The following is a 23,026-nucleotide window of genomic DNA, read 5'->3' on the forward strand; positions in this document are numbered from 1 at the left end:
GCTGAGCCGCCGCGGTCGGCGAGCGGGCAGCCCGCCGACCGCGTGGACGCCCTCGGCCAGGACCGGCTGACCGGTGACCCGGTCGCCGACCTGGCCGACGGCCGGGTCGACACCCCCCGGCTCGAGGCGGCGATCCGCGAGGTGCTGCTCGCGGTCGGTGAGGACCCGGACCGGCCCGGTCTGGTGGACACCCCGGCCCGGGTGGCCCGCGCCTACGCCGAGACCTTCGCCGGCCTCGGCCAGGACCCCTACGACGTCCTGGCCACGACGTTCGACGAGGACCACGACGAGCTCGTGCTGGTCAAGGACATCCCGATGTACTCGACCTGTGAACACCACCTGGTCCCCTTCCACGGCAAGGCGCACGTCGGCTACATCCCCGGCGCGGACGGCCGGGTGACCGGGCTGTCGAAGGTGGCCCGGCTGGTCGAGGTCTACGCGCGGCGCCCGCAGGTGCAGGAGCGGATGACCCGGCAGGTCGCCGACGCGCTCTTCGAGGTGCTCAAGCCGCGCGGCGTGATCGTGGTGGTCGAGGCCGAGCACCTGTGCATGGCGATGCGCGGGGTCCGCAAGCCTGGCTCGACGACCGTGACCTCGGCGGTGCGCGGCATCTTCCGGGAGAACGCGGCCACCCGCGGCGAGGCCATGAGCCTCATCCTGGGCAGGTGAGCGCCCTCCTGCCACGGCCGGGTCGCTGCGTCGTGATGGGCGTCCTCAACGTCACGCCCGACTCGTTCTCCGACGGCGGCTGCTACGCCGACGCCGGGGCGGCGATCGCGCACGGCCTGCAGATGCATGCCGCCGGCGCCGACTACGTGGACGTGGGCGGTGAGTCCACCCGCCCCGGCGCCGACCGGGTCGACGCGGCCGAGGAGTGCCGCCGCGTCGTGCCGGTGGTGCGCGAGCTGACCGAGGCCGGCGTCCGGGTGAGCGTGGACACCACCCGCGCCGAGGTGGCGGCCGCCGCCCTGGACGCCGGCGCCACGCTGGTCAACGACGTGAGCGGCGGGCTGGCCGACGAGGGCATGGCCCGGCTGGTCGCCGACGCCGGGGTCCCGTGGGTGCTGATGCACTGGCGTGGGCACAGCCGGGAGATGTATGCCGCGGCGCGCTACGGCGACGTCGTCACCGAGGTGGCGGCCGAGCTGACCGCCCGGGTGGAGGACGTCGTCGCCGCCGGGGTCGACCCCGGCCAGCTGGTGCTCGACCCGGGCCTGGGCTTCGCCAAGAACGCCGAGCACAACTGGGCGCTGCTGGCCGGGCTGGACCGGTTCGTGGCCCTCGGCCTGCCGGTGCTGGTCGGCGCCTCGCGTAAGACGTTCCTGGGCCGGCTGCTGGCCGGCCCAGACGGGCAGGTCCGCCCGGTCGAGGGCCGCGAGGCCGCGACCCTGGCGATCTCGGTGCTGGCCGCGCAGGCCGGCGCCTGGGGCGTGCGGGTGCACGACCCCGTGCAGTCACTCGACGCGATCGCGACCGTGGGCGCCGTGCAGGCGGCCCGGTCGGGAGGAGGCAGGCGTGCCTGACCGGATCACCGTCCACGGCCTCACCGGGCACGGCTTCCACGGGGTCTACCCGGCCGAGCGCGAGCGCGGCCAGACCTTCCGGGTCGACGCGGTGCTGGAGCTGGACACCGCCCCGGCCGCCGCTACCGACGACCTGACCCGGACGGTCAACTACGCCGAGCTCTCCCAGCGGCTGCACGCCGTGCTGGTCGGCGAGCCGGTCGACCTGCTGGAGACGCTGGCCCAGCGGCTGGCCGACCTGTGCCTGGCCTACCCGATGGTGGACGCGGTCGAGATCACCGTGCACAAGCCGGACGCCGACCTGGGCGTCCCCGCCGCCGACGTCACGGTCGCCATCCGGCGCGAACGCTGATGTCCCGGGCCGTGCTGTCCCTCGGCGGGAACCTCGGTGACCGCGCCGCGACCCTGCGGCAGGCGCTCACCGCGCTGACCGGCCACGGACTGGTGGCCCGCTCGACGCTGTACGAGACCCCGCCCTGGGGCCCGGTCGAGCAGCCGCCCTACCTGAACGCGATCGCCGTCGTCCGCGGGAACCGGGATGCCGCCGGCTGGCTGGCGCTGGCCCACGAGCTCGAGCAGTCCGCCGGGCGCACCCGGGAGGTGCGCTGGGGCGCGCGCACGCTGGACGTCGACGTGGTGACGGTGACCGGGGACGACGGCACGCCGGTGCGCTCGGACGACCTGGTGCTCACGCTGCCGCACCCGCGCGCGCACGAGCGGGCCTTCGTGCTCGTGCCGTGGCTCGCGCTCGACCCGTCGGCGGAGCTGCCCGGGCACGGCCGGGTCGCCGACCTGGTCGCCGCGCTGCCGGCCGACGACGTCGCCGCGGTGACCCGCTGGGAGCAGCTGGCATGACGGCGGTGCGCCGCCGGGACCTGCTGTTCCTGGCCGTGGCGGTCGCGGTCGCCGTCTGGCTGGTGGTGCGTGCCGGCTACGGCGACCTGCCCCCGTTCCGGTGGTGGCTGCCGGTGCCGCTGGGCGTGCTGGCCGTCGCCGAGGCGCTCGGCGCGCGGACGCTGCGGGCGCGGTTGTCGGCCCAGCGGGAGGGTCGCCCGGCTCCGGGCCGGTCCGCGGCGGCCGCCCGGCCGGTGGAGCCGCTGCTGGTGGCCCGGGTCGCGGTGCTCGCCCAGGCCAGCGCGTGGGTCGGCGCGGTCCTGGCCGGTGCGTGGGCCGGGCTGCTGCTGCACACCGCGCCGGCGCTCGGCCGGCTGGCCTACGCCCGCGGTGACACGGTCACCGGCGTGATCGGGGTGGTCGTGGCCGCCGGGCTGGTCGCCGCCGCGCTGTGGCTGGAGCACGTGTGCCGGGTGCCCCCGGACTCCGACGACGAGGACCCGGGAACGGGGTCCGCCCCTGGTCGACGGTCGGGTTGACCCACCTCACCTGAGGTGGAGCCGTGCCACGGCGCGGCCGCACGTCGGCTCGGGTGGGTCAACCCGCGCCGCAGCCGCGCCAGCTCGGCTTCAGACCACTGCGCCGGCGGTCTCGGGCACCTTCCCCGCGACCGAGCGGCGCAGCGCAGCGTGCAGCGACTCCGGGGTCAGCACCCCGCAGAACCGGTCGCCGTCCAGCACGGCCACCCAGCCGGCCTCCAGCTGCAGCATGGTGGAGAAGGCCGTCTTCAGGGTGGCGTCGATCGGCACCCAGGCCTCCATCCGGCGCGCTGCGTCACGGACGGTGCCGCTGCCGGCGGCGCGCTCGTGGGAGACCCAGCCGTGCAGCGCCTGCCGGTCGTCCAGCACCACCGCCCACCGGGCGCCGGAGCGGTCGAGCGCGGCACGGGCGTCGGCCAGCCGGTCGTCGACGTGCACCACCGGTGGCTGCTCCAGGTCGGCCAGGTCGATCCCGGTGACCGCCAGCCGCTTGAGGCCGCGGTCGGCGCCGACGAAGTCCGCGACGAACGGGGTGGCCGGTGAGCCCAGCAGCTCGGCGGGCGCGGCGAACTGCTCGACGGTGCCGCCCTCGCTCATCACCGCGATCCGGTCGCCGAGCCGCACGGCCTCCTCGATGTCGTGGGTGACGAAGACGATGGTCTTGCGCACCGTCTCCTGCAGCCGCAGGAACTCCGACTGCAGCCGTTCCCGCACGATCGGGTCGACGGCGGAGAACGGCTCGTCCATCAGCAGCACCGACGGGTCGGCGGCCAGCGCCCGGGCGACGCCGGCCCGCTGCCGCTGCCCGCCGGAGAGCTGGTGGGGGTACCGGTCACCGTGCGCGGCGGGGTCCAGCCCGACCAGCTGCAGCAGCTCCTCCACCCGGTCCCGGGTGCGTGCCTTGTCCCAGCCCAGCAGCCGGGGGACGGTCGCCACGTTGCGGCGCACCGTCTGGTGCGGGAAGAGGCCGACGTTCTGGATGACGTAGCCGATCCGGCGGCGCAGCTGCACCGGGTCGACCCGGGTGACGTCGTCGGCACCGAGCATGATCCGGCCACTGCTGGGCTCGATGATCCGGTTGATCATCTTCATCGTGGTCGTCTTGCCGCAGCCCGACGGTCCGACCAGCACGGTCAGCTCGCCGGCGGCGAAGGTCAGGTCCAGCTCACGCACCCCGACGGTGCCGTCGGCGTAGACCTTGCCGACGCCCTCGAGCCGGATCTCCTCGGCCCCCGAACCGGCGGGCGAGGTGGGTGGGGCAGTAGCGTCCACGAGGTGGCCTTCCTGGCAGGCGCCCAGTGCTGAGCGCGGCGAGCACCATGGTCCTCGCAGTCGATGCGGCGCCGAACCCGTGGTTCGACCCGTCCTACGTGTCGGGCAACTGGAGCTCCATCCTGCCCCTCCTGGGCGAGCACGTCCGGTTGACCGTCGGCGCGGTGCTGCTCGGCACGCTGCTGGCGTTCCCGCTGGCGCTGCTCGCCCGGCGCAGCCGGTGGCTGGCCGGGCCGGTGCTCGGGTTCTCCACGCTGATCTACACGATCCCGTCGCTGGCGATGTTCGCCTTCGTCGCCCCGGTCACCGGGCTGACGGCCACCACCGTGCTGATCGGGCTGGTGCTGTACTCGCTGGTGATCCTGGTGCGCAACTTCCTGGCCGGGCTGCAGTCGGTGCCGGCCGACGTGCGTGAGGCGGCACTCGGCATGGGCTACGGCAAGGCGCGCACCCTCTGGCAGGTCGAGGTGCCGCTGGCCCTGCCCTCGATCATGGCCGGCCTGCGGGTGGCCACCGTCTCCACGGTCGCCCTGGTGACGGTGGGCGTGATCGTGGGCCACGGCGGGCTGGGGCAGCTGATCACCGGCGGGTTCGCGGCGAACTTCTACCGGGCCGAGATCGTCACCGGCGCGCTCGGCTGCGTGCTGCTGGCCCTGCTGGCCGACCTGCTGCTCGCCGGGGTCGGCCGCGCGCTGACCCCCTGGTCCCGCGGAGCGCGGTCGTGAACCTGCTGCAGGACGCCGTCCGCTACCTCAACGACCCGTTCAACTGGACCCGGGCGAACGGCATCATCGAGCTGCTCGTCCAGCACCTGCGGATCTCCGCGCTGGCGGTGCTGGCGGCGATGGCGATCGGCATCCCGGTCGGGGCGCTGCTGGGGCACACCGGCCGCGGCGGGGGCTTCGCCGTCGCGCTGTCCAACGTCTCGCGCGCCGTGCCGACGCTGGCGCTGCTGACCGTCTTCGCGGTCACCCCGATCGGTTTCGGCCCGAATGCGACGACGATCGCGCTGGCCCTGTTCGCCGTCCCGCCGGTGCTCACCAACACCTACGTCGGGTTCCGGGGCGTCGACCGGGACGTCGTCGAGGCCTCCCGGGCCATGGGGATGAGCGGCCGGCAGGTGCTGCTGCGCGCGGAGCTCCCGCTGGCGACCCCGCTGATGATGACCGGGGTGCGCACCGCCGCCGTCCAGGTGGTGGCCACCGCCACGCTTGCCGCCCTGGTGGCCGGTGGAGGGCTCGGCCGGATCATCACCCTGGGCTTCCGCCAGCAGGACTACGGCGCCGTGCTGGCCGGGGCGCTCGTGGTCGCAGCGCTGGCCGTGCTCACCGAGCTCCTGCTCGCCGCGGTCAGCTGGGCGATCACGCCGGGGGAGAAGCGGGTGCCGTTCGCGCGGGTGCGCCCCCGGCGGGCCGCCGTCGCCGGGGCGGCCGCTCCGCGCTGACCGCTGCGCCGCAGGTCAGGACGGTGGTGCACAACGGACTTGCGATCCGGCGGTCGGGCGAGTTTGATCAGTCGCCGCGGGAGACCTCCCGCCAGACACGCGTGTCGTCCGACACCGGGCGCCACGGGACACAGAAGGCGGAGCTGATGCGTGCACGCGCCCACTTCCTGACACCTCTCGCACTGGCCGCCGTCCTCACCACCGCTGCGTGCGGTGAGTCCGGCTCCTCCGGCACCGGTGGCAGCGCCGACGGCGGCGGTTCCGCAGCCGCCGGCGACGCCTGCGCGCCGGTCGCCGGCGACCAGCTGGTGGTGCTCGACGACGACCAGCAGCTGCAGAACGCCGACAACATCATCCCGGCGGTCAACGCCGAGGCTGCCGCGGCGAACCCGGCGCTGCTGGAGACGCTGAACAGCGTCTCCGAGGTGCTCACCACCGAGCAGCTGGTCGAGATGAACGCCGCCGTCGACGTGCAGCGGCAGAGCGCCGAGGACGTCGCCGCGGCCTACGTCGCCGAGCAGGGCCTGGATGCCGGCGTCTCCGGCGGCAGCGGCCCGATCGTGGTCGGCGCCGCCGGCTTCACCGAGTCGCAGGTGCTGGCCAACGTCTACGCCGACGTGCTGAACGCCGCCGGCTTCACCGCCAGCGTGCAGACCGTGGGCAACCGCGAGCTCTACCTGCCTGCCCTGCAGCGGGGCGAGATCCAGGCATTCCCGGAGTACCTGGCCACCGTCACGGACATCCTCAACCGCCAGCTCAACGGTACCGAGGCTGAGGGAGTCGCCTCCGGTGACGTCGACGAGACCCTCGCCGCGCTCACCCCACTGGCCGAGCAAGCCGGGCTGGTGTTCGGCGAGCCGGCCGAGGCCGCCGACCAGAACGCCTTCGCGGTGACCACCGCGTTCGCCGACCAGCTCGGGGTCAGCACCCTCTCGGAGTTGGCCGACGCCTGCGGGGACGGGTCCCTGCTGCTCGGTGGCCCAGGGGAGTGTCCTACCCGGCCTCAGTGCCAGCCCGGCCTGGAGCAGACCTACGACCTGGAGTTCGCTGGCTTCCAGGAGTACGACGAGGGCGGCCCGCTGACCAAGGCCGCCATCCAGCAGGGCGAGGTCTCGATCGGCCTGGTCTTCAGCTCCGACGGCGCGCTCGCCCAGGGCTGACGAAGGGCCCCCTTGCCCCCCATTGCTCGCAGGCTCGCGGCGGGACCCTGCAAGGGGGCCGACTGACACGACGAAGGCCCGCTCCCTCGCGGAGCGGGCCTTCGTCGTGTCAGTACCAGCCGCCGGGCGGCAGCTGCTCCCCGGCGGCGACCGGGGTCTCCACCCGGTTGCCCTCCGGGGCCAGCGGGCAGGTCCAGCGCGGGTCGTAGGCGCAGGAGGGGTGGTAGGCGAAGTTGAGGTCCACCACCAGCCGGCCGCCGTCGCCGCCGAGGTCGGCGCTCTTGATCGTGTCGAGCAGGTAGCGGCCGCCGCCGTAGGTCGTCGTCCCGGCGGTGCCGTCGCGCAGGGGCAGGAACACCCCGCCGGCGTAGCCACCGATCCACCAGACGTCCAGCCGGCCGACGTCGCCGAGGGTCACCCGGCCGATCCGGTCCAGCACCACGACGCCGTCGGCGGCGGTCGGCACCTCCCGGCGCTCGGGATCCACGTCGGTGTCCAGCGGGACGACGAAGCGCAGGCCGGGGTCGTAGGGGGCGAACGGCAGACCGGCGAAGGCGTCCCGGGCCGCCGCGTCCAGCGGGGAGTCGGGGTGCCCGGCGAGCAGTGCGTCGCGGCCGGCCCGCCAGGTGTGCCAGCCGGCCTCGGGGTCGTCGGCGGCGCGGACGTCGGTGTACAGCGCGGCCACCCGGCGCCGCCAGTCCAGCAAGGAGAGGGTCACCGGCCCCACCCTGCCACCGTCCGGGTAGCTGACCTGCTGCGCCACCGGCGCGGATGACGCCGCGAACGCGGTCGGTCACCGTAAGGTGACGGCCATGGCAGGTCGTCGGGACGACAGCGGTCCCGGTCGAGGACCCCTCCCACCGGTCCCGCAGCGCCCGGGTGCCGCACGGCCCACCCCTCGTCCCGTCGCCGAGCCCTTCCAGGCCGAGCCCCTCCAGGCCGACCGCCCGGCCGTGGGCCGAGCCGTCGTCGGCCGCCCTGCTGTGGGCCGCCCTGTCGTGGACCGCCCTGCCGTGGACCGGCCGCTGCCCGAGCTGCCGGAGCCCGGCGACGACCTGGTGAGCCCGTCGGGCCGGCGCGGCTGGCTGGCTGCCGGCCTGGTCCTGGCCGGCGGCGCGACCGTCGCGGTCTTCTTCACCGACGACCCCCTGTACCTGCGGGTCGCCCTGCTCGCGGTCTGCTGGGCCTTCGTCATCGCCGCCTTCCTGGCCAGCAGCCGTCGCGGCGACCAGGCGGCCGCCGCGGCCCGCGAGGCGGAGCTCCGCCACGCCTACGAGCTGGAGCTGGAGCGCGAGGTCGCCGCCCGGCACGAGCACCAGCTCGAGCTGGAGAGCCGGCTGCGGCAGGAGGCCGAGCAGGGGATGCGTGGCGAGCTGACCCGGCTGCGCAGCGAGCTCGCCGGGCTCTCCCGCCTGGAGCAGGACCTCGCCGCGGTGACCGAACTGCGCACCGAGCTGCGGGCGCTCACCGAGATCCGTGGCGAGCTGGCCGAGCTCGGCCAGGTGCGCGCCGAGCTCGCCGGGCTGGCGGAGCTGCGCGCCGACCTGGGCCGGATGCGCAGCGAGCTGACCGAGCAGCTGTCCGGCGAGCTGCTGGTCGAGCGCATGGTCATGCGCGCCCAGTCGGTCCGCGGGCCGGCTCACCCCTCCCCGGAGGCCGGCAGCCCGCGGTCGCTGGACGTCTCGCCCTGGGAGTCACCGGCGGTCGGCTGGGACGTCGACTCCTGGGAGTCCACCCGGGTCGACCTCGCCGCCGTGACGCCCGCTCCCGCCGACCCCGCGCCGCGGGTGATCGCGGTGCCCCAGCCGCCGGTGCCCCCGGCCGCTGCGCCGCGCCGGGCGGCCGAGCCGCCGCCCTCCCCGTTGGCGTGGCTGGTCGAGGAGTCGGTGCTGGAGCCCTGGGTCGAGCCCAGCCCCAAGTCACCGCTGGAGTGGCTGGGCGACAGGTCCCTGATCGACGACGACCGTCGGGACGATGCACGCGGGGACGATGCACGCGGGGACGACGCACGCCGGGACGAGATGCTGCCCGACGCGGCGGTGCTGCGCGAGGTCGGCCGCTCGATGGGCGGCCTCCCGGCTGTCCCGCCGCCCGCACCGCCCCGCGAGCCCGTGCTGTCCCGCGAGCCGGCACCGGTGGTCTCGGTCGACCCGCCGCGGCGCCGGCACCGCCGGGCCGCCGAACCGGAGGACGAGGGCACGGCCCGCCCCGTAGGGCCCCGGCGCAGCCACGCCGCGGCCGAGCAGACCCCGGGCGCCGCGGCCGATCGGCCGGCCTGGGCGACCTGGACGCCGACGGCGAGCGACGCCGAGACACCCGCCGAGACACCCGCCGAGACGCCCTGGTGGGAGTCGAGCCCGCTAGCGCAGGAGTCGGTCGCCCCGGCGGCTGCGACCGGTTCGGCGGCGGTCGGGTCCACGGGGGAGACGCCCGCGCCGTGGGAGTCGCGGTCCTGGGACCAGTCGTCCTGGGAGCAGGCACCGGGGTCGGTCGACGAGACGCCGTCGTGGGGGTCGCGGTCGGTGGAGCTGCCGTCGTCCGACGGGTGGGCGACCGACCGGGTCCCCGGGGCGTCGCACGCCGCCCCCGCCAGCGGGACGCCCGCGTGGGAGACGCCCTCGTGGGGAGCGCCCTCGTGGGGGACGACTCCGGCTGACGTGTCCCACGGGGCGTCGTCGTGGGACTCGCCCTCTTCCGAGGGGTCCCGGCAGGGCACGTCGTCCTGGGAGTCCTCGTCCACCGGGGCGTCGTCGTGGGACCCCTCGTACGGGTCCGTCACCGACGAGGAACCGTCCTGGACCGCGTCGTCGTGGGGCGCGCCGTCGTCCGAGCAGCCCTCGTCCGAGCAGCCCTCGTCCGAGCAGCCCTCGTCCGAGGTGTCCTCGTACGGGGAGTCGTCGTACGCGGAGTCGTCCGGGGAGTCGTCGTGGGGGTCCCCGTCGTCCGGGGCCCCGTCCCACGACACCCCGGCGCACTCGACTCCGTCGTGGGGGACGCCGTCCGACGACGAACCGTCCTGGCGGCGGGTGTCCCACGGTGCGGGCACCGAGCCGGCGCCCTCGACGGGGGCGTCGTCCTGGTCCGACAGCCCGGCAGAGGCGTGGTCGGCACCGTCGTGGTCCGGATCCGCCGAGGGCCCGACGGCCACGCCGGACCCGGCACCGCCGGTGGCGGAGCCCGGAGCGCAGGGCCACGCGCGGCTGGAGCAGATCCTGGCCGAGAGCGGGGTCGAGGCGCCCAGCGGTGCGCGGTCCCGGCGGCGCCGCTACCGCGAGGAGGGCGAGGACGCCGCCGACGACGTCCTCGCCCGGGTGCTCGGCCAGCGGTAGCCGGCTCTCACCATCCCAGCCCTCGGCCCCCGGCGGCCCCCTTGCAGGGCCCCGCCGCGAGCTCGCGAGTGGTGGGGGGCAAGGGGGTCCTTCTTCAGATCGGGCCGCGGGAGAGCGCGCCGCCGTCGAGCACCAGCGTCTGACCGGTGACCCAGCCCGCCTGGTCGCTGAGCAGGTAGGCGGCCGCCTCGCCGATGTCCTCGGGCACGCCGAGCCGGCCGACCGGGTACTGGCCGCCCAGCTCGTCCTCGCGGCCGGTGAACAGCGCCTCGGCGAACCGGGTCTTCACCACGGCCGGGGCGACGGCGTTGACCCGCACCTTCGGGCCCAGCTCCACGGCCAGCTGCGTGGTCAGGTTGATCAGCGCGGCCTTGCTGACCCCGTAGGCGGCGATGCCCTCGCTGGACTTGAGCCCGGCCACCGACGCCACGATCAGCACCGAGCCGCCGTGCTCGGACATCCACGCCTTCCAGGCCTCCTGCACCAGGCCGAGGCTGGAGACGACGTTGGTGTCCAGGATCTTGCGGAAGGCCTCCAGCGGGGCGTCCATCAGCGGCCCGAAGACCGGGTTGATGCCGACGTTGCCGACCAGCACGTCCAGGCTGCCGAAGGTGTCGATCGCGGTGCGGACGGCCTCCGCCCGGTGCTCGGCGTCCCCGGCGTTGCCCGCGACGGCGACCGCTTTCTCCGGGCCGCCGAGGGTCTCCACCGCCTCGGCGAGCGCCTCGGGCTTGCGGGCGGTGATCACCACCCGGGCGCCGCGGTCGACCAGTGCCTGGGCGATGCCGAGACCGATGCCCCGGCTCGCACCGGTCACCAGTGCGGTGCGTCCCTCGAAGCTGCTCACCGTGCTCCTCCTGCTGGTCCGAGCCGGCTCCGCTGCCGGCGCCGGCTCAACGTAACGGGCCGTGCGGCCGGGCGTCCGGGCGCCCGGGTGAGTCAGGACACACCCCGGCAGCGTTGCCGGGGGCACCGGGGAGGCACAGACTCGCCTCCGGCGGCAACCTCCGCGTGGCACACCTCCCGGTGGCCGCAGCGGACCGAACCGCCGGCTCTCCAGCGCCACCGCACCACCAGCTCCACCCCGGTCCACGACGACGTGGGCCGACGCGATCCGAGTCCGGTACCCGCCAGGGACTGGAACGAGAGGTGCACCGGGATGTCGAACCGTCCCCCGCGCGCGGCCGACCGCACGCGCCCAGCCGTCCTGCCCGCCGCCGGGCTGCTCCCCGCCGCGGCTGCCCCCGCCCGCCTCCGGGTGGGCGTCGTCGGCGCCGGCCGGGTCGGCGCCGTGCTCGGCGCCGCGCTCGCCGCCGCGGGCCACGACGTGGTCGCCGCCGCCGGCCTGTCCACCGACTCGCAGCGGCGCGCCGCCCGGCTGCTGCCCGGCGTCCCCCTGCGCCCCGCCGACGAGGTGGTCGCCACCAGCGACCTGGTCGTGCTCGCCGTCCCCGACGACACGTTGTCCGGGCTGGTCACCGGGCTGGCCGAGACCGGCGCGTGGCGCCGCGGCCAGCTGCTCTTCCACACCTCGGGCGCGCACGGCCTCGCCGTCCTGGCGCCGGCCGAGCGCGCCGGCGTCCTCTCCCTCGCGCTGCACCCGGTGATGACCTTCTCCGGCGGGCCCGAGGACCTCGACCGGCTGGTGGCCGCACCCTTCGGCGTGACCAGCCGGCCGGAGCACCGGGCCGTCGCCGAGACCCTCGTGCTGGAGATGGGCGGCGAGCCGGTCTGGGTCGCCGAGGGCGACCGCGGGCTCTGGCACGTGGCCCTGGTCACCGGCGCCAACCACCTGGTCACCCTGGTCGCCGAGGCCGCCGACCTGCTGCGCACCGCCGGAGTCGACGACCCGGCCCGGGTGCTCACCCCGCTGCTGACCGCCGCGCTGGAGGGCGGTCTGCGCCGCGGTGACCAGGCGCTCACCGGCCCGGTCAGCCGGGGGGACGTCGGCACGGTCGCCGCCCACCTGCAGACGCTCACCGAGCGGGCGCCGTCCTCGGTCGACGCCTACGTGGCCATGGCCCGGCGGACCACCGAGCGGGCGCTGGCGTCGGGCCGGCTCCGCCGGCACGAGGGGACGCCGCTGCTGGACCTGCTCGACTCGGCCGAGGAGGCCGCGCGATGACCGTCACGACCCGCCCGGCGGTCGCCGAGACCACCGCCGAGCTGCAGGCCCGCCGCGCGGAGCTGCCCGGCCCGGTGGTGCTCGTGCCGACCATGGGCGCGCTGCACGAGGGGCACCGCACGCTGGTGCGCGCCGCCCGGGAACGCGGCGGCAGCGTGGTCGTCTCGGTGTTCGTCAACCCCACCCAGTTCGGGCCGGGGGAGGACTTCGACCGCTACCCCCGCACCTGGGACGCCGACCTCGCCGCGCTGGCCGAGGAGGGCGCCGACCTGGTCTTCCACCCGCCGGTCGACGAGGTCTACCCGCCCGGGCCGCTGGGCGTGACCGTGCAGCCCGGCCCGCTGGGCGACGTCCTCGAGGGCGCCGTCCGGCCCGGCCACTTCGCCGGCGTGCTCACCGTGGTGGCGAAGCTGTTCGGGCTGGTCCGCCCCGACGTCGCGGTGTTCGGCGAGAAGGACTACCAGCAGCTCACGCTGATCCGGGCGATGGCCCGCGAGCTGGCGCTGGGCACCGAGGTCGTCGGGGTGCCCACGGTCCGCGAGGACGACGGCATGGCGCTGAGCTCCCGCAACCGCTACCTCTCCCCGGAACAGCGCAGCACCGCGGCGGCGTTGTCCAGGGCACTCCGGGCCGGTGCCGCCGCCGGGCCGGACGGTGCCGGCGCCGTCCTCGCCGCCGCCCGGGAGGTGCTGGCCGCCGCGCCCGGTCTGCTTCAGGACTACCTGGAACTGACCGATCCAGACCTGGGACCGGCACCCGCCACCGGCCCCGCTCGACTGCTGGTCGCCGCCCGCGCCGGCAGCACCCGACTGATCGACAACACGGCCGTAGAACTGGGGAGTCCCCGATGATGCGCACCATGCTCAAGAGCAAGATCCACCGCGCCACGGTGACCCAGGCCGACCTGCACTACGTCGGGTCGGTCACCGTCGACGAGGACCTGATGGACGCCGCCGACCTGCTGGTCGGCGAGCAGGTGGCGATCGTCGACGTGACCAACGGCGCCCGGCTGGAGACCTACGTGATCCCCGGGGAGCGGGGGACCGGCGTGCTCGGCATCAACGGCGCCGCGGCGCACCTGGTGCACCCCGGTGACCTGGTGATCCTGATCAGCTACGGCCTGATGGACGAGACCGAGGCGAAGTCGTACCTCCCGAAGGTCGTGCACGTGGACGGCGACAACCGCGTCGTCGAGCTGGGCGCCGACCCCTCCGCCCCGGTGCCCGGGGCCGAGGACCACGAACGGAGCCCGCTGGCGGTCGAGCGTCCTCGGCCCCGTCCCGGGTTCCCTCGCGAGCCTGCGAGCGGAGGGCAGGACGGGGTCCTTCCACCGCTCGGCGTCCCGATCCGGTGACCCCCGCCGCGGAGCCGGTGACCGGCCTGCCCCTGCGGCTGCGCGCCCCGGTCCCGGGCTGGGAGCTGACCGCGGACGTCTGCGTGGTGGGGTCCGGGGTCGCCGGGCTCTGCGTGGCGCTGCACGCCCGCGCCGCCGGGCTGTCGGTCGCCGTCGTCACCAAGGTCGAGGTGGACGACGGCTCCACCCGCTGGGCGCAGGGCGGGATCGCCGCCGTCCTCGACCCGGCCGACACCCCGGCCGCCCACGCCCAGGACACCGAGGTGGCCGGGGTCGGGCTGTGCGACCCGGCCGCGGTCCAGGCGCTGGTCACCGAGGGGCCGGAGCGGCTGCACCAGCTGATCAGCTGGGGCGCCGCCTTCGACCGCGACCCGACCGGCCGGCTGCTGCTGACCCGGGAGGGCGGGCACTCCACCGACCGGATCGTGCACGCCGGCGGCGACGCCACCGGCGCCGAGGTGCAGCGCGCGCTGCGCGACGCGGTGGCCGCCGACCCCGGGGTGACGCTGGTCGAGCACGCGATGGTGCTCGACCTGGTGCGGGACGCCGCCGGGCGGGCCGCCGGGGTGACCCTGCACGTGCTGGGCGAGGGCAGCGCGGACGGCGTGGGTGCGGTGCGCTCCCGGGCGGTGGTGCTGGCCACCGGTGGCATGGGGCAGGTCTACGCCGCGACCACCAACCCGGGCGTCTCCACCGGCGACGGGGTGGCCCTCGGTCTGCGCGCCGGGGCGGTCGCCACCGACCTGGAGTTCGTGCAGTTCCACCCCACGTCGCTCTACCTGGGCCCGGACGCCCGCGGGCAGCAGCCGCTGGTCAGCGAGGCGCTGCGCGGGGAGGGCGCCCTGCTGCGGGACGGCGCCGGTGAGCGGTTCATGCCCGGGGTGCACCCGCTGGCCGAGCTGGCGCCGCGCGACGTGGTGGCCAAGGCGATCACCCGGGTGCAGCTGCGCGACGGCGTCGACCACGTCTGGCTGGACGCCCGCGCGGTCCCCGGCCTCGCCGACCGCTTCCCGACCATCGTGGCCCGCTGCCGGGCGGCCGGCATCGACCCGGTCACCGACCTGGTGCCGGTCACCCCCGCCGCGCACTACGCCTCCGGGGGGCTGGCCACCGACCTGACCGGCCGCACCACCGTCCCGGGGCTCTACGCCTGCGGCGAGGTCGCCTGCACCGGTGTGCACGGGGCCAACCGGCTGGCGTCGAACTCGCTGCTGGAGGGCCTGGTCTTCGCCGGTCGGATCGGTGCGGCGCTGGCCCGGGAGCTGCCGGTGCCCGCCCCGGACGCCCCGGCCGACGACCGGCCCGAGGGCCTGGTCGACGTCGCCGCCCGCGGCCCGCTGACCGCGACCATGTCCGCCCGGGTCGCCGCGCTGCGCAGCGGCGCGGGGCTCGCCGAGGCGGCCGGCCGGCTGGCGGCGCTGGCCGAGCGGACCACCGCCGTCCCGGGGGTGCCCGGCTGGGAGACCACCGACCTGCTCACCGTGGCCACCGCGATCACCGCCGCGGCCGCGGCCCGGCAGGAGACCCGCGGCTGCCACTGGCGGGAGGACCACCCCGACGCCACCGACGACTGGCGGGTGCACCTGGACGTCCGGCTGGACGCCGACGGCGTGGTGCAGCTGACCCGCCGTCCGGTCGGCACCCCCGTGGCGGTGGACTGGTGAGCGAGCATGACCCGGTGACCACACCGGCGACCCGCGCGCTGCCCTCCGACCCCACCGACCTGACCGGCACCGGGCTGGACGCCGGCTGGGTCGGCGAGCTGGTCGAACGGACCCTCACCGAGGACCTCACCGGCGGCGCCCCGCTGCCCAGCGCCCCCGACGTCGCCGTCGGCTACGACGTGACCAGCGCCGCCACCGTGCCCGGCACCCGGTTCGGCACCGCGGACCTGGTCGCTCGCGCCGACGGCGTCGTCGCCGGGCTCCCGGTGGCCGCCCGGGTGTTCACCCGGCTGGCCCCCGGCGCGACCCTCACCGCCGGCGCAGCGGACGGCGACCGGGTGCGCCGCGGCGACGTGCTGCTCACCGTGCGCGGTCCGGTGCGCGCGTTGCTGGCGGCCGAGCGCAGCGCGCTGAACATCGCCAGCCGGGCCAGCGGCATCGCCACCGCCACCCGGGCCTGGGTCGACGCGGTGGCCGGCACCGGCGCCGTCGTCCTGGACACCCGCAAGACCACGCCGGGGCTGCGGCCACTGGAGAAGTACGCGGTGCGTTGCGGCGGCGGGTCGAACAAGCGGATGGGCCTCTACGACGTGGCGATGGTCAAGGACAACCACGTCGCCGCGGCCGGCTCGGTGGCCGCGGCCGTGGCGCTGGTCCGCGAGCGCGCACCCCGGGTCACCGTGCAGGTCGAGTGCGACACCCTGGACCAGGTCGGCGAGGCGATCGACGCGGGCGCGGACTTCCTGCTGCTGGACAACATGACCCCCGACCAGCTGCGGCAGGCCGTCGCGCTGGTGGGTGACCTGGACGTCGACCTGGAGGCCACCGGCGGGCTGACCCTCGACGTCGCGCGGGAGGTCGCCGACACCGGCATCGACTACCTCTCCGTCGGCGCGCTCACGCACTCCTCGCCGATCCTCGATCTGGCGCTCGACCTGCGGACGGACTGACGTGCTGCTCACCGTGGACGTCGGCAACAGCCAGACGGTGCTGGCCACCTTCGACGGCGACCGCCGGGTCGACTGCTGGCGGGTGACCACCGCCCCGCACGCCACCGCCGACGAGCTGCACATGCTGTGGCGGGCGCTGCTGCGCGACACCGAGGTGACCGGCGTGGCCGCCTGCTCGACCGTCCCGGCCCTGCTGCCCGCGTTGCGCCAGCTGCTGGACCGGCTCGCCGTCCCGGTGACGCTGATCGGGCCGGGGGTGCGCACCGGCGTGCCGCTGCACGTGGACAACCCGCGCGAGGTGGGCGCCGACCGCGTGGTCACCGCGCTGGCCGCCCACGAGCTGTACGGGCGGCGCCCCGACGGCACCGGCCGGCCGGTCGTGGTCGTCGACTTCGGCACCTCGACCAACGTGGACGCGGTCGGTCCGGACGGGCAGTTCCTGGGCGGTGCGCTGGCCCCCGGGGTGGAGGTGAGCCTGGAGGCGCTGGCCACCCGTGCCGCCCAGCTGCGGTCGGTGGAGCTCAGCGTGCCGCCGCAGGCGATCGGGAAGAACACCGTGGCCGCGCTGCAGTCCGGGCTGGTCCTGGGCTTCGCCGGCCTGGTGGACGGGCTGGTCGACCGGATCGCCGCCGAGCTGGTCGTCCAGTTCGGGGCGGCTCCGCTGGTGGTGGCCACCGGCGGGCTGCACCGGCTGATCGCGGACAGCTGTCGGTCGATCGGGGAGCGTGAGCCGGATCTCACCGTGCACGGCCTGCGGCTGGCCTTCGCCCGCCACCGGTCCTCCGGTGGGGCCAGCGGTGGCGGGGCGTCGTCCGGTCGCCCGTAGGCTCGCCCCCGTGAGTGAGGAACCGTCCAGCCTGCCCGACGACGAACTCCCGGAGCAGCTGCGGGTCCGGCGGGCCAAGCTGGACCGGCTGCGCGAGGCCGGCATCGACCCCTACCCGGTGACCGTCGCCCGGACGACGGGCCTGGCGGACGTCCGTGCCGCGCACCCCGACCTGGAGCCGGACACGATGACCGGCGACCAGGTCGGCGTGACCGGGCGGGTGATCTTCTCCCGGAACACCGGCAAGCTCTGCTTCGCCACGCTCCGCGAGGGCGACACCGAGCTGCAGGTCATGCTGTCGATCGACCGGGTCGGCGAGGAAGCGCTCGCGGCCTGGAAGGCCGACGTCGACCTGGGTGACCACGTGCTCGTCACCGGCGAGGTCGGGACGTCGCGGCGCGGCGAGCTGTCGGTGTTCGCCGACTCGTGGCAGCTGGCGGCCAAGGCGCTGCGGCCGTTGCCGGTGGCGCACAAGCCGATGAGCGAGGAGCTGCGGGTCCGCCGCCGCTACGTCGACCTCATCGTGCGCGACGAGGCCCGCCGCACCGTCGCCCAGCGCGCGACCGTGAACGCCACGCTGCGGGCCGGGCTGACCCGGCGGCAGTTCCTCGAGGTCGAGACGCCGATGCTGCAGACCGTGCACGGTGGCGCCACCGCCCGGCCGTTCCGCACGCACATGAACGCGTTCGACCTCGACCTCTACCTGCGCATCGCCCCCGAGTTGTTCCTCAAGCGCTGCATCGTCGGCGGGCTCGACCGGGTGTTCGAGATCAACCGGAACTTCCGCAACGAGGGCGCCGACTCCTCGCACTCGCCGGAGTTCGCGATGCTCGAGTTCTATGCCGCCCACGGCGATTACACCGACGGCGCCCGCATCACCCGGGAACTCGTCCAGGAATGCTGTGCGGCCCTGTTCGGCGACCACGTGGCGCGACACAACGACGGCACCGAGGTCGACCTCTCCGGGGAATGGCCGCAGGTCAAGCTGTACTCGGTGGTCTCGGATGCCGTCGGCGAGGAGGTCACCCCGCAGACCCCGGTCGAGCGGCTGCGTGAGATCGCCGCCCGGCACGAGGTGGGCGTCGACCCTGCCTGGTTGCCCGGCAAGGTCGTCGAGGAGCTGTTCGAGGCACTGGTGCAGCACACCCTCCAGGCGCCGACCTTCGTCATCGACTACCCGATCGACACCTCGCCGCTGACCCGCGCCCACCGCACCGACCCCGGCGTGGCGGAGAAGTGGGACCTCTACATCGGCGGGATCGAGCGCGGCACCGGCTACTCGGAGCTGGTCGACCCGGTCGTCCAGCGGGAGCGCCTCACCCAGCAGGCACTGCTGGCCGCGGCCGGTGACGCCGAGGCGATGCAGCTGGACGAGGACTTCCTCGAGGCGCTCGAGTACGGGATGCCGCCCACCGCGGGTGTCGGCATGGGGATCGACCGCTTGATGATGACCCTCACCGGACTCGGCATCAGGGAGACGATCCTGTTCCCCTTGGTGCGCCCACTGCACCAATAGGTCACCTGTCCGGGTCATTCTCCTGGGGAAATGCAACGGGATTGGCGGAATTGGCACCCACTGTGGTGCAATGGCTGGCGTCGAACACGGGGCAGCAATTTCGACGGTCCACATGCCCGTAGCAACAGGAGTGAGCAGACAAATGGCACGCAAGGTCCAGGTGATCCTGAGCGACGACCTCGACGACAGCATCTCCGCTGACGAGACGGTCACCTTCGCCCTCGACGGGACGACGTACGAGATCGACCTGTCGGAGAAGAACGCCTCGGAGATGCGTGACGTCTTCGGGAAGTACGTCTCGGCCGCTCGCAAGGTGAGCAGCCGCGGCACCCGCGCCTCCGGTGCCGGCCGTTCCCGCGCGACCGGCGGCGGTGGCCGGATGGACCGCGAGCAGGCCGGCGCGATCCGCGACTGGGCGCGCAAGAACGGGCACGAGGTCAGCGACCGCGGCCGCATCCCGGCCAGCGTCGTCGAGGCCTACGAGGCCGCGCACTGACGAAGAACCCTCCTGTCTGCAGGAGGGGCATCACGACGGCCCGGCACCTCATCGAGGTGCCGGGCCGTCGTGCGTCCGCTGACGGCGTAACCGCGGCGGAACACCACTCCTGGGACGACAGTTGTCTCCATCGAGCCCTCCGAGCGGTCCGACGGCCTCGTCTCGACGCCGATCGGGTGGTGCGAACTACAGTGGAACGACCGGTGCCCCAGCGCGCCGACGTACGTCGGGTGTCCACCGTCCCCTGCTGGGGACACGAGCACAGCAGGTCCAGCCGGTCAGAGGGAGATACAGCAGATGTTCGAACGGTTCACCGACCGAGCCCGTCGCGTGGTCGTCCTGGCGCAAGAAGAGGCCCGGATGCTCAACCACAACTACATCGGCACCGAGCACATCCTCCTGGGCCTGATCCACGAGGGTGAGGGTGTCGCCGCCAAGGCGCTGGAGTCCCTCGGCATCTCGCTGGAGGGCGTCCGCCAGCAGGTGGAGGAGATCATCGGCCAGGGTCAGCAGGCCCCGTCCGGTCACATCCCCTTCACGCCGCGCGCCAAGAAGGTCCTCGAGCTGTCGCTGCGCGAGGCGCTGCAGCTCGGCCACAACTACATCGGCACCGAGCACATCCTGCTCGGCCTGATCCGCGAGGGCGAGGGCGTCGCCGCCCAGGTCCTGGTCAAGCTGGGTGCCGACCTCAACCGTGTCCGCCAGCAGGTCATCCAGCTGCTGAGCGGTTACCAGGGCAAGGAGCCGGCCGCCGCCGGCGGGCCCGCCGAGGGCACCCCGTCGACCTCGCTGGTCCTCGACCAGTTCGGCCGCAACCTGACCCAGGCCGCTCGCGACTCCAAGCTCGACCCGGTCATCGGGCGGGCCAAGGAGATCGAGCGGGTCATGCAGGTGCTCTCCCGCCGCACCAAGAACAACCCGGTGCTCATCGGCGAGCCCGGCGTCGGCAAGACCGCCGCCGTGGAGGGCCTGGCCCAGGCCATCGTCAAGGGCGAGGTGCCCGAGACGCTGAAGGACAAGCAGCTCTACACCCTCGATCTGGGCGCCCTCGTCGCCGGTTCCCGCTACCGCGGTGACTTCGAGGAGCGGCTGAAGAAGGTCCTCAAGGAGATCCGCACCCGCGGCGACATCATCCTGTTCATCGACGAGATCCACACCCTCGTCGGGGCGGGCGCTGCCGAGGGCGCGATCGACGCGGCGAGCATCCTCAAGCCGATGCTGGCCCGCGGTGAGCTGCAGACCATCGGTGCGACCACGCTGGACGAGTACCGCAAGCACCTGGAGAAGGACGCCGCTCTCGAGCGCCGCTTCCAGCCCATCCAGGTCAGCGAGCCGACCCTCGCCCACACGGTGGAGATCCTCAAGGGCCTGCGCGACCGCTACGAGGCGCACCACCGGATCAGCATCACCGACAGCGCCCTGGTGGCTGCCGCTACGCTGGCCGACCGGTACATCTCCGACCGCTTCCTCCCGGACAAGGCGATCGACCTGATCGACGAGGCCGGCGCCCGGATGCGCATCAAGCGGATGACCGCCCCGCCGGACCTGCGCGAGTTCGACGACCGGATCGCCGGCATCCGCCGCGAGAAGGAGTCGGCGATCGACGCCCAGGACTTCGAGAAGGCCGCTGCCCTCCGGGACACGGAGAAGCAGCTGCTGGGCGAGAAGGCCGAGCGCGAGAAGCAGTGGAAGGCCGGCGACATGGACGTCGTCGCCGAGGTCGACGACGAGCAGATCGCCGAGGTCCTCGCCAACTGGACCGGCATCCCGGTGTTCAAGCTCACCGAGGAGGAGACCTCGCGTCTGCTCCGCATGGAGGACGAGCTCCACAAGCGGATCATCGGCCAGGAAGAGGCCATCAAGAGCGTCAGCCAGGCGATCCGGCGCACGCGGGCGGGCCTCAAGGACCCCCGTCGTCCCGGCGGTTCGTTCATCTTCGCCGGCCCCTCGGGTGTCGGTAAGACCGAGCTGGCCAAGGCGCTCGCGCAGTTCCTCTTCGGCGAGGACGACGCCCTCATCCAGATCGACATGGGCGAGTTCCACGACAAGTTCACCGTGTCGCGGCTCGTCGGTGCCCCTCCCGGCTACGTCGGCTACGACGAGGGTGGCCAGCTGACCGAGAAGGTGCGGCGCAAGCCCTTCTCGGTGGTCCTCTTCGACGAGATCGAGAAGGCGCACGCCGATGTCTTCAACACGCTGCTCCAGGTGCTGGAGGACGGCCGGCTGACCGACGGCCAGGGCCGGATCGTGGACTTCAAGAACACGATCCTGATCCTGACCACGAACCTCGGTACGCGGGACATCTCCAAGGCCGTCGGCCTCGGCTTCCAGGCCGGGAACGACAACCAGAGCAACTACGAGCGGATGAAGCTCAAGGTCAACGAGGAGCTCAAGCAGCACTTCCGGCCGGAGTTCCTCAACCGCATCGACGACATCGTCGTGTTCCACCAGCTCACCGAGAACGAGATCATCCACATCGTGGACCTCATGCTCGCCCGGCTGGAGACGCAGCTGTCGAACAAGGACATGTCCCTGGAGGTCACCCCGGCGGCGAAGAAGCTCCTCGCCGCCCGTGGCTTCGACCCGGTCCTGGGTGCCCGGCCGCTGCGCCGGACCATCCAGCGGGAGATCGAGGACGCGCTCTCGGAGAAGATCCTCTACGGCGAGCTGACCGCTGGTCAGATCATCGTGGTGGACGTCGAGGAGAACGCCGACCCGACCGCCTCGACCTTCACCTTCCGTGGTGAGGCCAAGCCGGTCGACCTGCCCGACACCCCGCCCGTCGCCCTCACCGGCGCCGACGGCGAGGACGACGGGCCGGCGGCAGCCCAGGCCGAGTGACAACACGCCCGTCCTCGGACGGGTCATGACGAAGGGCCGTCCTCCGCAGCTGCGGGGGGCGGCCCTTCGTCGTGTCAGCCGACGCCAGGAACCCCCGCGCTTTCGCTCGATCAAGCACCGCGCTCTCGCGGAGCCGGGTGGGTGGGTCAGTGGGGGAGCGTGAACCGGCCGTCGGGGGTCTGCTCGACCAGTCCGTCGACCAGCAGTGAGTCCAGGCACCGGGAGCGCTGCGCGGCGTCGTCCCAGGCCGGGGTGAGCGCCTCGGCCGGGACCGGCTCGGGTGCCGCGCGCAGCACGTCCAGCAGCCGCCCGCGGACCTGCCGGTCGGTGCCGGCGAACTTCTGCACCCGCCGCGCGGGGCCGTCATGGGCGGGGGAGCCGGCCAGCCGCCAGGCGCAGCGCTCGCGCACCGGACAGACCCCGCACCGCGGGGTGCCGGCGACGCAGACGAGCGCCCCCAGCTCCATCACCGCGACCGAGAACCGGACGGCGCGGGCGTCGTCGACCGGCGCCAGGGCGGCGATGTCGGCGAGGTCGGCGGTGCGGGCCGGCGCCGCCTCTGCCCGGCCGTGCACCAGCCGGGCGACGACCCGGCGGACGTTGGTGTCCACCACCGGCTGGCGGGTGCCGTACCCGAAACAGGCGACCGCCCGGGCGGTGTAGGTGCCGACCCCGGGCAGCGCCTCCAGCTCGGCGACGTCGGCCGGCACGACACCGGCGTGCCGTTCGCTGATCGCGACGGCGGCCTCCCGCAGCCGCAGGGCACGCCGCGGGTAGCCCAGCTTGCCCCAGGCCCGGATGACGTCGGCCGGGGACGCGGCGGCCAGGTGGGCAGGGGTCGGCCAGCGTTCCAGCCACGCGCGCCACACCGGCTCGACCCGGGCGACCGGGGTCTGCTGCAGCATCACCTCGCTGACCAGCACCGCCCACGGGTCGATGCCGGGCGTACGCCAGGGCAGGTCCCGGGCCGCGCCGGCGTACCAGTCGACGACCACCTCACCGACCGGGACGTCCGGGGCGTCGGCCTCGGGCAGGGGAGTGCTCACAGGGACCCAGTCTGCCCCGGCCCGCGCGGTCGCCGGCGTGGTGGTGGTCGGGTCGTCCCACCACGGTGCGTCACCACGCGCCGGGCAGTCGCGGCGGGCGACGGGTG

The 23,026-nt window shown here is 74.5% G+C and carries 22 protein-coding genes; 18 read left to right on the forward strand and 4 right to left on the reverse strand.

Translation table 11 applies throughout. The features are described from left to right. Positions 1-66: 66 nt before the first annotated feature. The 5 genes from folE to Q1A09_RS14060 are packed head-to-tail and all read left to right on the forward strand — an operon-like array spanning position 67 to position 2,896. Complete coding sequence (gene folE / locus Q1A09_RS14040; protein ID WP_366139792.1) at positions 67-669, forward strand: GTP cyclohydrolase I FolE; 603 nt, start codon at positions 67-69, stop codon at positions 667-669. Next, on the forward strand, positions 666-1,523 hold the full coding sequence (folP, locus tag Q1A09_RS14045) for a dihydropteroate synthase (RefSeq protein WP_299955928.1): 858 nt from the start codon (positions 666-668) through the stop codon (positions 1,521-1,523). The genes folE and folP overlap by 4 nt, the downstream gene beginning before the upstream one ends. Continuing rightward, positions 1,516-1,875, forward strand: a complete 360-nt coding sequence (folB, locus tag Q1A09_RS14050) for a dihydroneopterin aldolase (RefSeq protein WP_299955930.1) — start codon at positions 1,516-1,518, stop codon at positions 1,873-1,875. Before folP ends, folB begins: the two co-directional genes overlap by 8 nt. Then, entirely contained in the window at positions 1,875-2,378 is a 504-nt protein-coding gene (gene folK / locus Q1A09_RS14055; RefSeq protein ID WP_299955932.1) for a 2-amino-4-hydroxy-6-hydroxymethyldihydropteridine diphosphokinase, read from the forward strand. Before folB ends, folK begins: the two co-directional genes overlap by 1 nt. Next, the gene (locus Q1A09_RS14060) at positions 2,375-2,896 is read left to right on the forward strand and encodes a DUF3180 domain-containing protein (RefSeq protein WP_299955934.1); all 522 of its coding nucleotides are present in this window, start codon (positions 2,375-2,377) and stop codon (positions 2,894-2,896) included. The genes folK and Q1A09_RS14060 overlap by 4 nt, the downstream gene beginning before the upstream one ends. Before the next feature lie 90 nt (positions 2,897-2,986). Here the strand turns inward: Q1A09_RS14060 and Q1A09_RS14065 are convergent, their stop codons facing one another. Continuing rightward, on the reverse strand, positions 2,987-4,168 hold the full coding sequence (locus Q1A09_RS14065; RefSeq protein WP_299955936.1) for an ABC transporter ATP-binding protein: 1,182 nt from the start codon (positions 4,166-4,168) through the stop codon (positions 2,987-2,989). A gap of 47 nt (positions 4,169-4,215) precedes the next feature. Here Q1A09_RS14065 and Q1A09_RS14070 point away from each other — a divergent pair, with 47 nt between their 5' ends. The 3 genes from Q1A09_RS14070 to Q1A09_RS14080 all read left to right on the forward strand — a co-directional run bounded on the left by Q1A09_RS14070 (position 4,216) and on the right by Q1A09_RS14080 (position 6,772). Then, positions 4,216-4,893, forward strand: a complete 678-nt coding sequence (locus Q1A09_RS14070) for an ABC transporter permease (RefSeq protein WP_299955938.1) — start codon at positions 4,216-4,218, stop codon at positions 4,891-4,893. Next, positions 4,890-5,612, forward strand: coding sequence for an ABC transporter permease (locus Q1A09_RS14075; RefSeq protein ID WP_299955940.1), 723 nt, complete (start codon positions 4,890-4,892; stop codon positions 5,610-5,612). Before Q1A09_RS14070 ends, Q1A09_RS14075 begins: the two co-directional genes overlap by 4 nt. A gap of 146 nt (positions 5,613-5,758) precedes the next feature. Next, on the forward strand, positions 5,759-6,772 hold the full coding sequence (locus Q1A09_RS14080; protein WP_299955942.1) for a glycine betaine ABC transporter substrate-binding protein: 1,014 nt from the start codon (positions 5,759-5,761) through the stop codon (positions 6,770-6,772). Positions 6,773-6,881: 109 nt separating this feature from the next. Here the strand turns inward: Q1A09_RS14080 and Q1A09_RS14085 are convergent, their stop codons facing one another. Next, entirely contained in the window at positions 6,882-7,490 is a 609-nt protein-coding gene (locus tag Q1A09_RS14085; protein ID WP_299955945.1) for a DUF1684 domain-containing protein, read from the reverse strand. Between the two features lie 280 nt (positions 7,491-7,770). On the opposite strand from Q1A09_RS14085, the gene Q1A09_RS14090 reads away from it, so the two are divergent. Further along, complete coding sequence (locus Q1A09_RS14090; RefSeq protein WP_299955947.1) at positions 7,771-10,101, forward strand: DUF6779 domain-containing protein; 2,331 nt, start codon at positions 7,771-7,773, stop codon at positions 10,099-10,101. Positions 10,102-10,195: 94 nt separating this feature from the next. Here Q1A09_RS14090 and Q1A09_RS14095 read toward each other — a convergent pair whose 3' ends face one another. After that, entirely contained in the window at positions 10,196-10,948 is a 753-nt protein-coding gene (locus tag Q1A09_RS14095; protein ID WP_299955949.1) for an SDR family oxidoreductase, read from the reverse strand. A 312-nt stretch (positions 10,949-11,260) separates the two neighbouring features. Between Q1A09_RS14095 and Q1A09_RS14100 the strand changes: the two genes are divergently transcribed. The 9 genes from Q1A09_RS14100 (at position 11,261) to Q1A09_RS14140 (ending at position 21,873) form a co-directional block, all read left to right on the forward strand. Continuing rightward, positions 11,261-12,226, forward strand: coding sequence for a Rossmann-like and DUF2520 domain-containing protein (locus Q1A09_RS14100; protein WP_299955951.1), 966 nt, complete (start codon positions 11,261-11,263; stop codon positions 12,224-12,226). After that, the gene (gene panC, locus Q1A09_RS14105) at positions 12,223-13,077 is read left to right on the forward strand and encodes a pantoate--beta-alanine ligase (protein ID WP_299955953.1); all 855 of its coding nucleotides are present in this window, start codon (positions 12,223-12,225) and stop codon (positions 13,075-13,077) included. The genes Q1A09_RS14100 and panC overlap by 4 nt, the downstream gene beginning before the upstream one ends. Continuing rightward, on the forward strand, positions 13,074-13,580 hold the full coding sequence (gene panD, locus Q1A09_RS14110) for an aspartate 1-decarboxylase (protein ID WP_299955955.1): 507 nt from the start codon (positions 13,074-13,076) through the stop codon (positions 13,578-13,580). The genes panC and panD overlap by 4 nt, the downstream gene beginning before the upstream one ends. A 17-nt stretch (positions 13,581-13,597) precedes the next feature. Next, positions 13,598-15,244, forward strand: a complete 1,647-nt coding sequence (locus Q1A09_RS14115; RefSeq protein ID WP_299955957.1) for an L-aspartate oxidase — start codon at positions 13,598-13,600, stop codon at positions 15,242-15,244. Next, positions 15,241-16,194: a carboxylating nicotinate-nucleotide diphosphorylase gene (nadC, locus tag Q1A09_RS14120; protein WP_299955959.1), complete on the forward strand. Its 954-nt coding sequence runs from the start codon at positions 15,241-15,243 to the stop codon at positions 16,192-16,194. Before Q1A09_RS14115 ends, nadC begins: the two co-directional genes overlap by 4 nt. Position 16,195: 1 nt before the next feature. Further along, the gene (locus Q1A09_RS14125) at positions 16,196-17,020 is read left to right on the forward strand and encodes a type III pantothenate kinase (protein ID WP_299955961.1); all 825 of its coding nucleotides are present in this window, start codon (positions 16,196-16,198) and stop codon (positions 17,018-17,020) included. Between the two features lie 10 nt (positions 17,021-17,030). Continuing rightward, entirely contained in the window at positions 17,031-18,536 is a 1,506-nt protein-coding gene (lysS, locus tag Q1A09_RS14130; RefSeq protein WP_299955963.1) for a lysine--tRNA ligase, read from the forward strand. 142 nt (positions 18,537-18,678) lie between these two features. Beyond that, complete coding sequence (locus tag Q1A09_RS14135; RefSeq protein ID WP_299955964.1) at positions 18,679-19,032, forward strand: Lsr2 family protein; 354 nt, start codon at positions 18,679-18,681, stop codon at positions 19,030-19,032. 297 nt (positions 19,033-19,329) lie between these two features. After that, complete coding sequence (locus tag Q1A09_RS14140) at positions 19,330-21,873, forward strand: ATP-dependent Clp protease ATP-binding subunit (RefSeq protein WP_299955966.1); 2,544 nt, start codon at positions 19,330-19,332, stop codon at positions 21,871-21,873. A 146-nt stretch (positions 21,874-22,019) separates the two neighbouring features. On the opposite strand, the gene Q1A09_RS14145 is transcribed toward Q1A09_RS14140, so the two are convergent. Continuing rightward, on the reverse strand, positions 22,020-22,919 hold the full coding sequence (locus tag Q1A09_RS14145) for an A/G-specific adenine glycosylase (RefSeq protein ID WP_299955967.1): 900 nt from the start codon (positions 22,917-22,919) through the stop codon (positions 22,020-22,022). Between the last annotated feature and the right edge of the window lie 107 nt (positions 22,920-23,026).

The sequence above is a fragment of the uncultured Modestobacter sp. genome, assembly GCF_947486615.1.
In the GTDB taxonomy this organism is placed as follows: domain Bacteria; phylum Actinomycetota; class Actinomycetes; order Mycobacteriales; family Geodermatophilaceae; genus Modestobacter.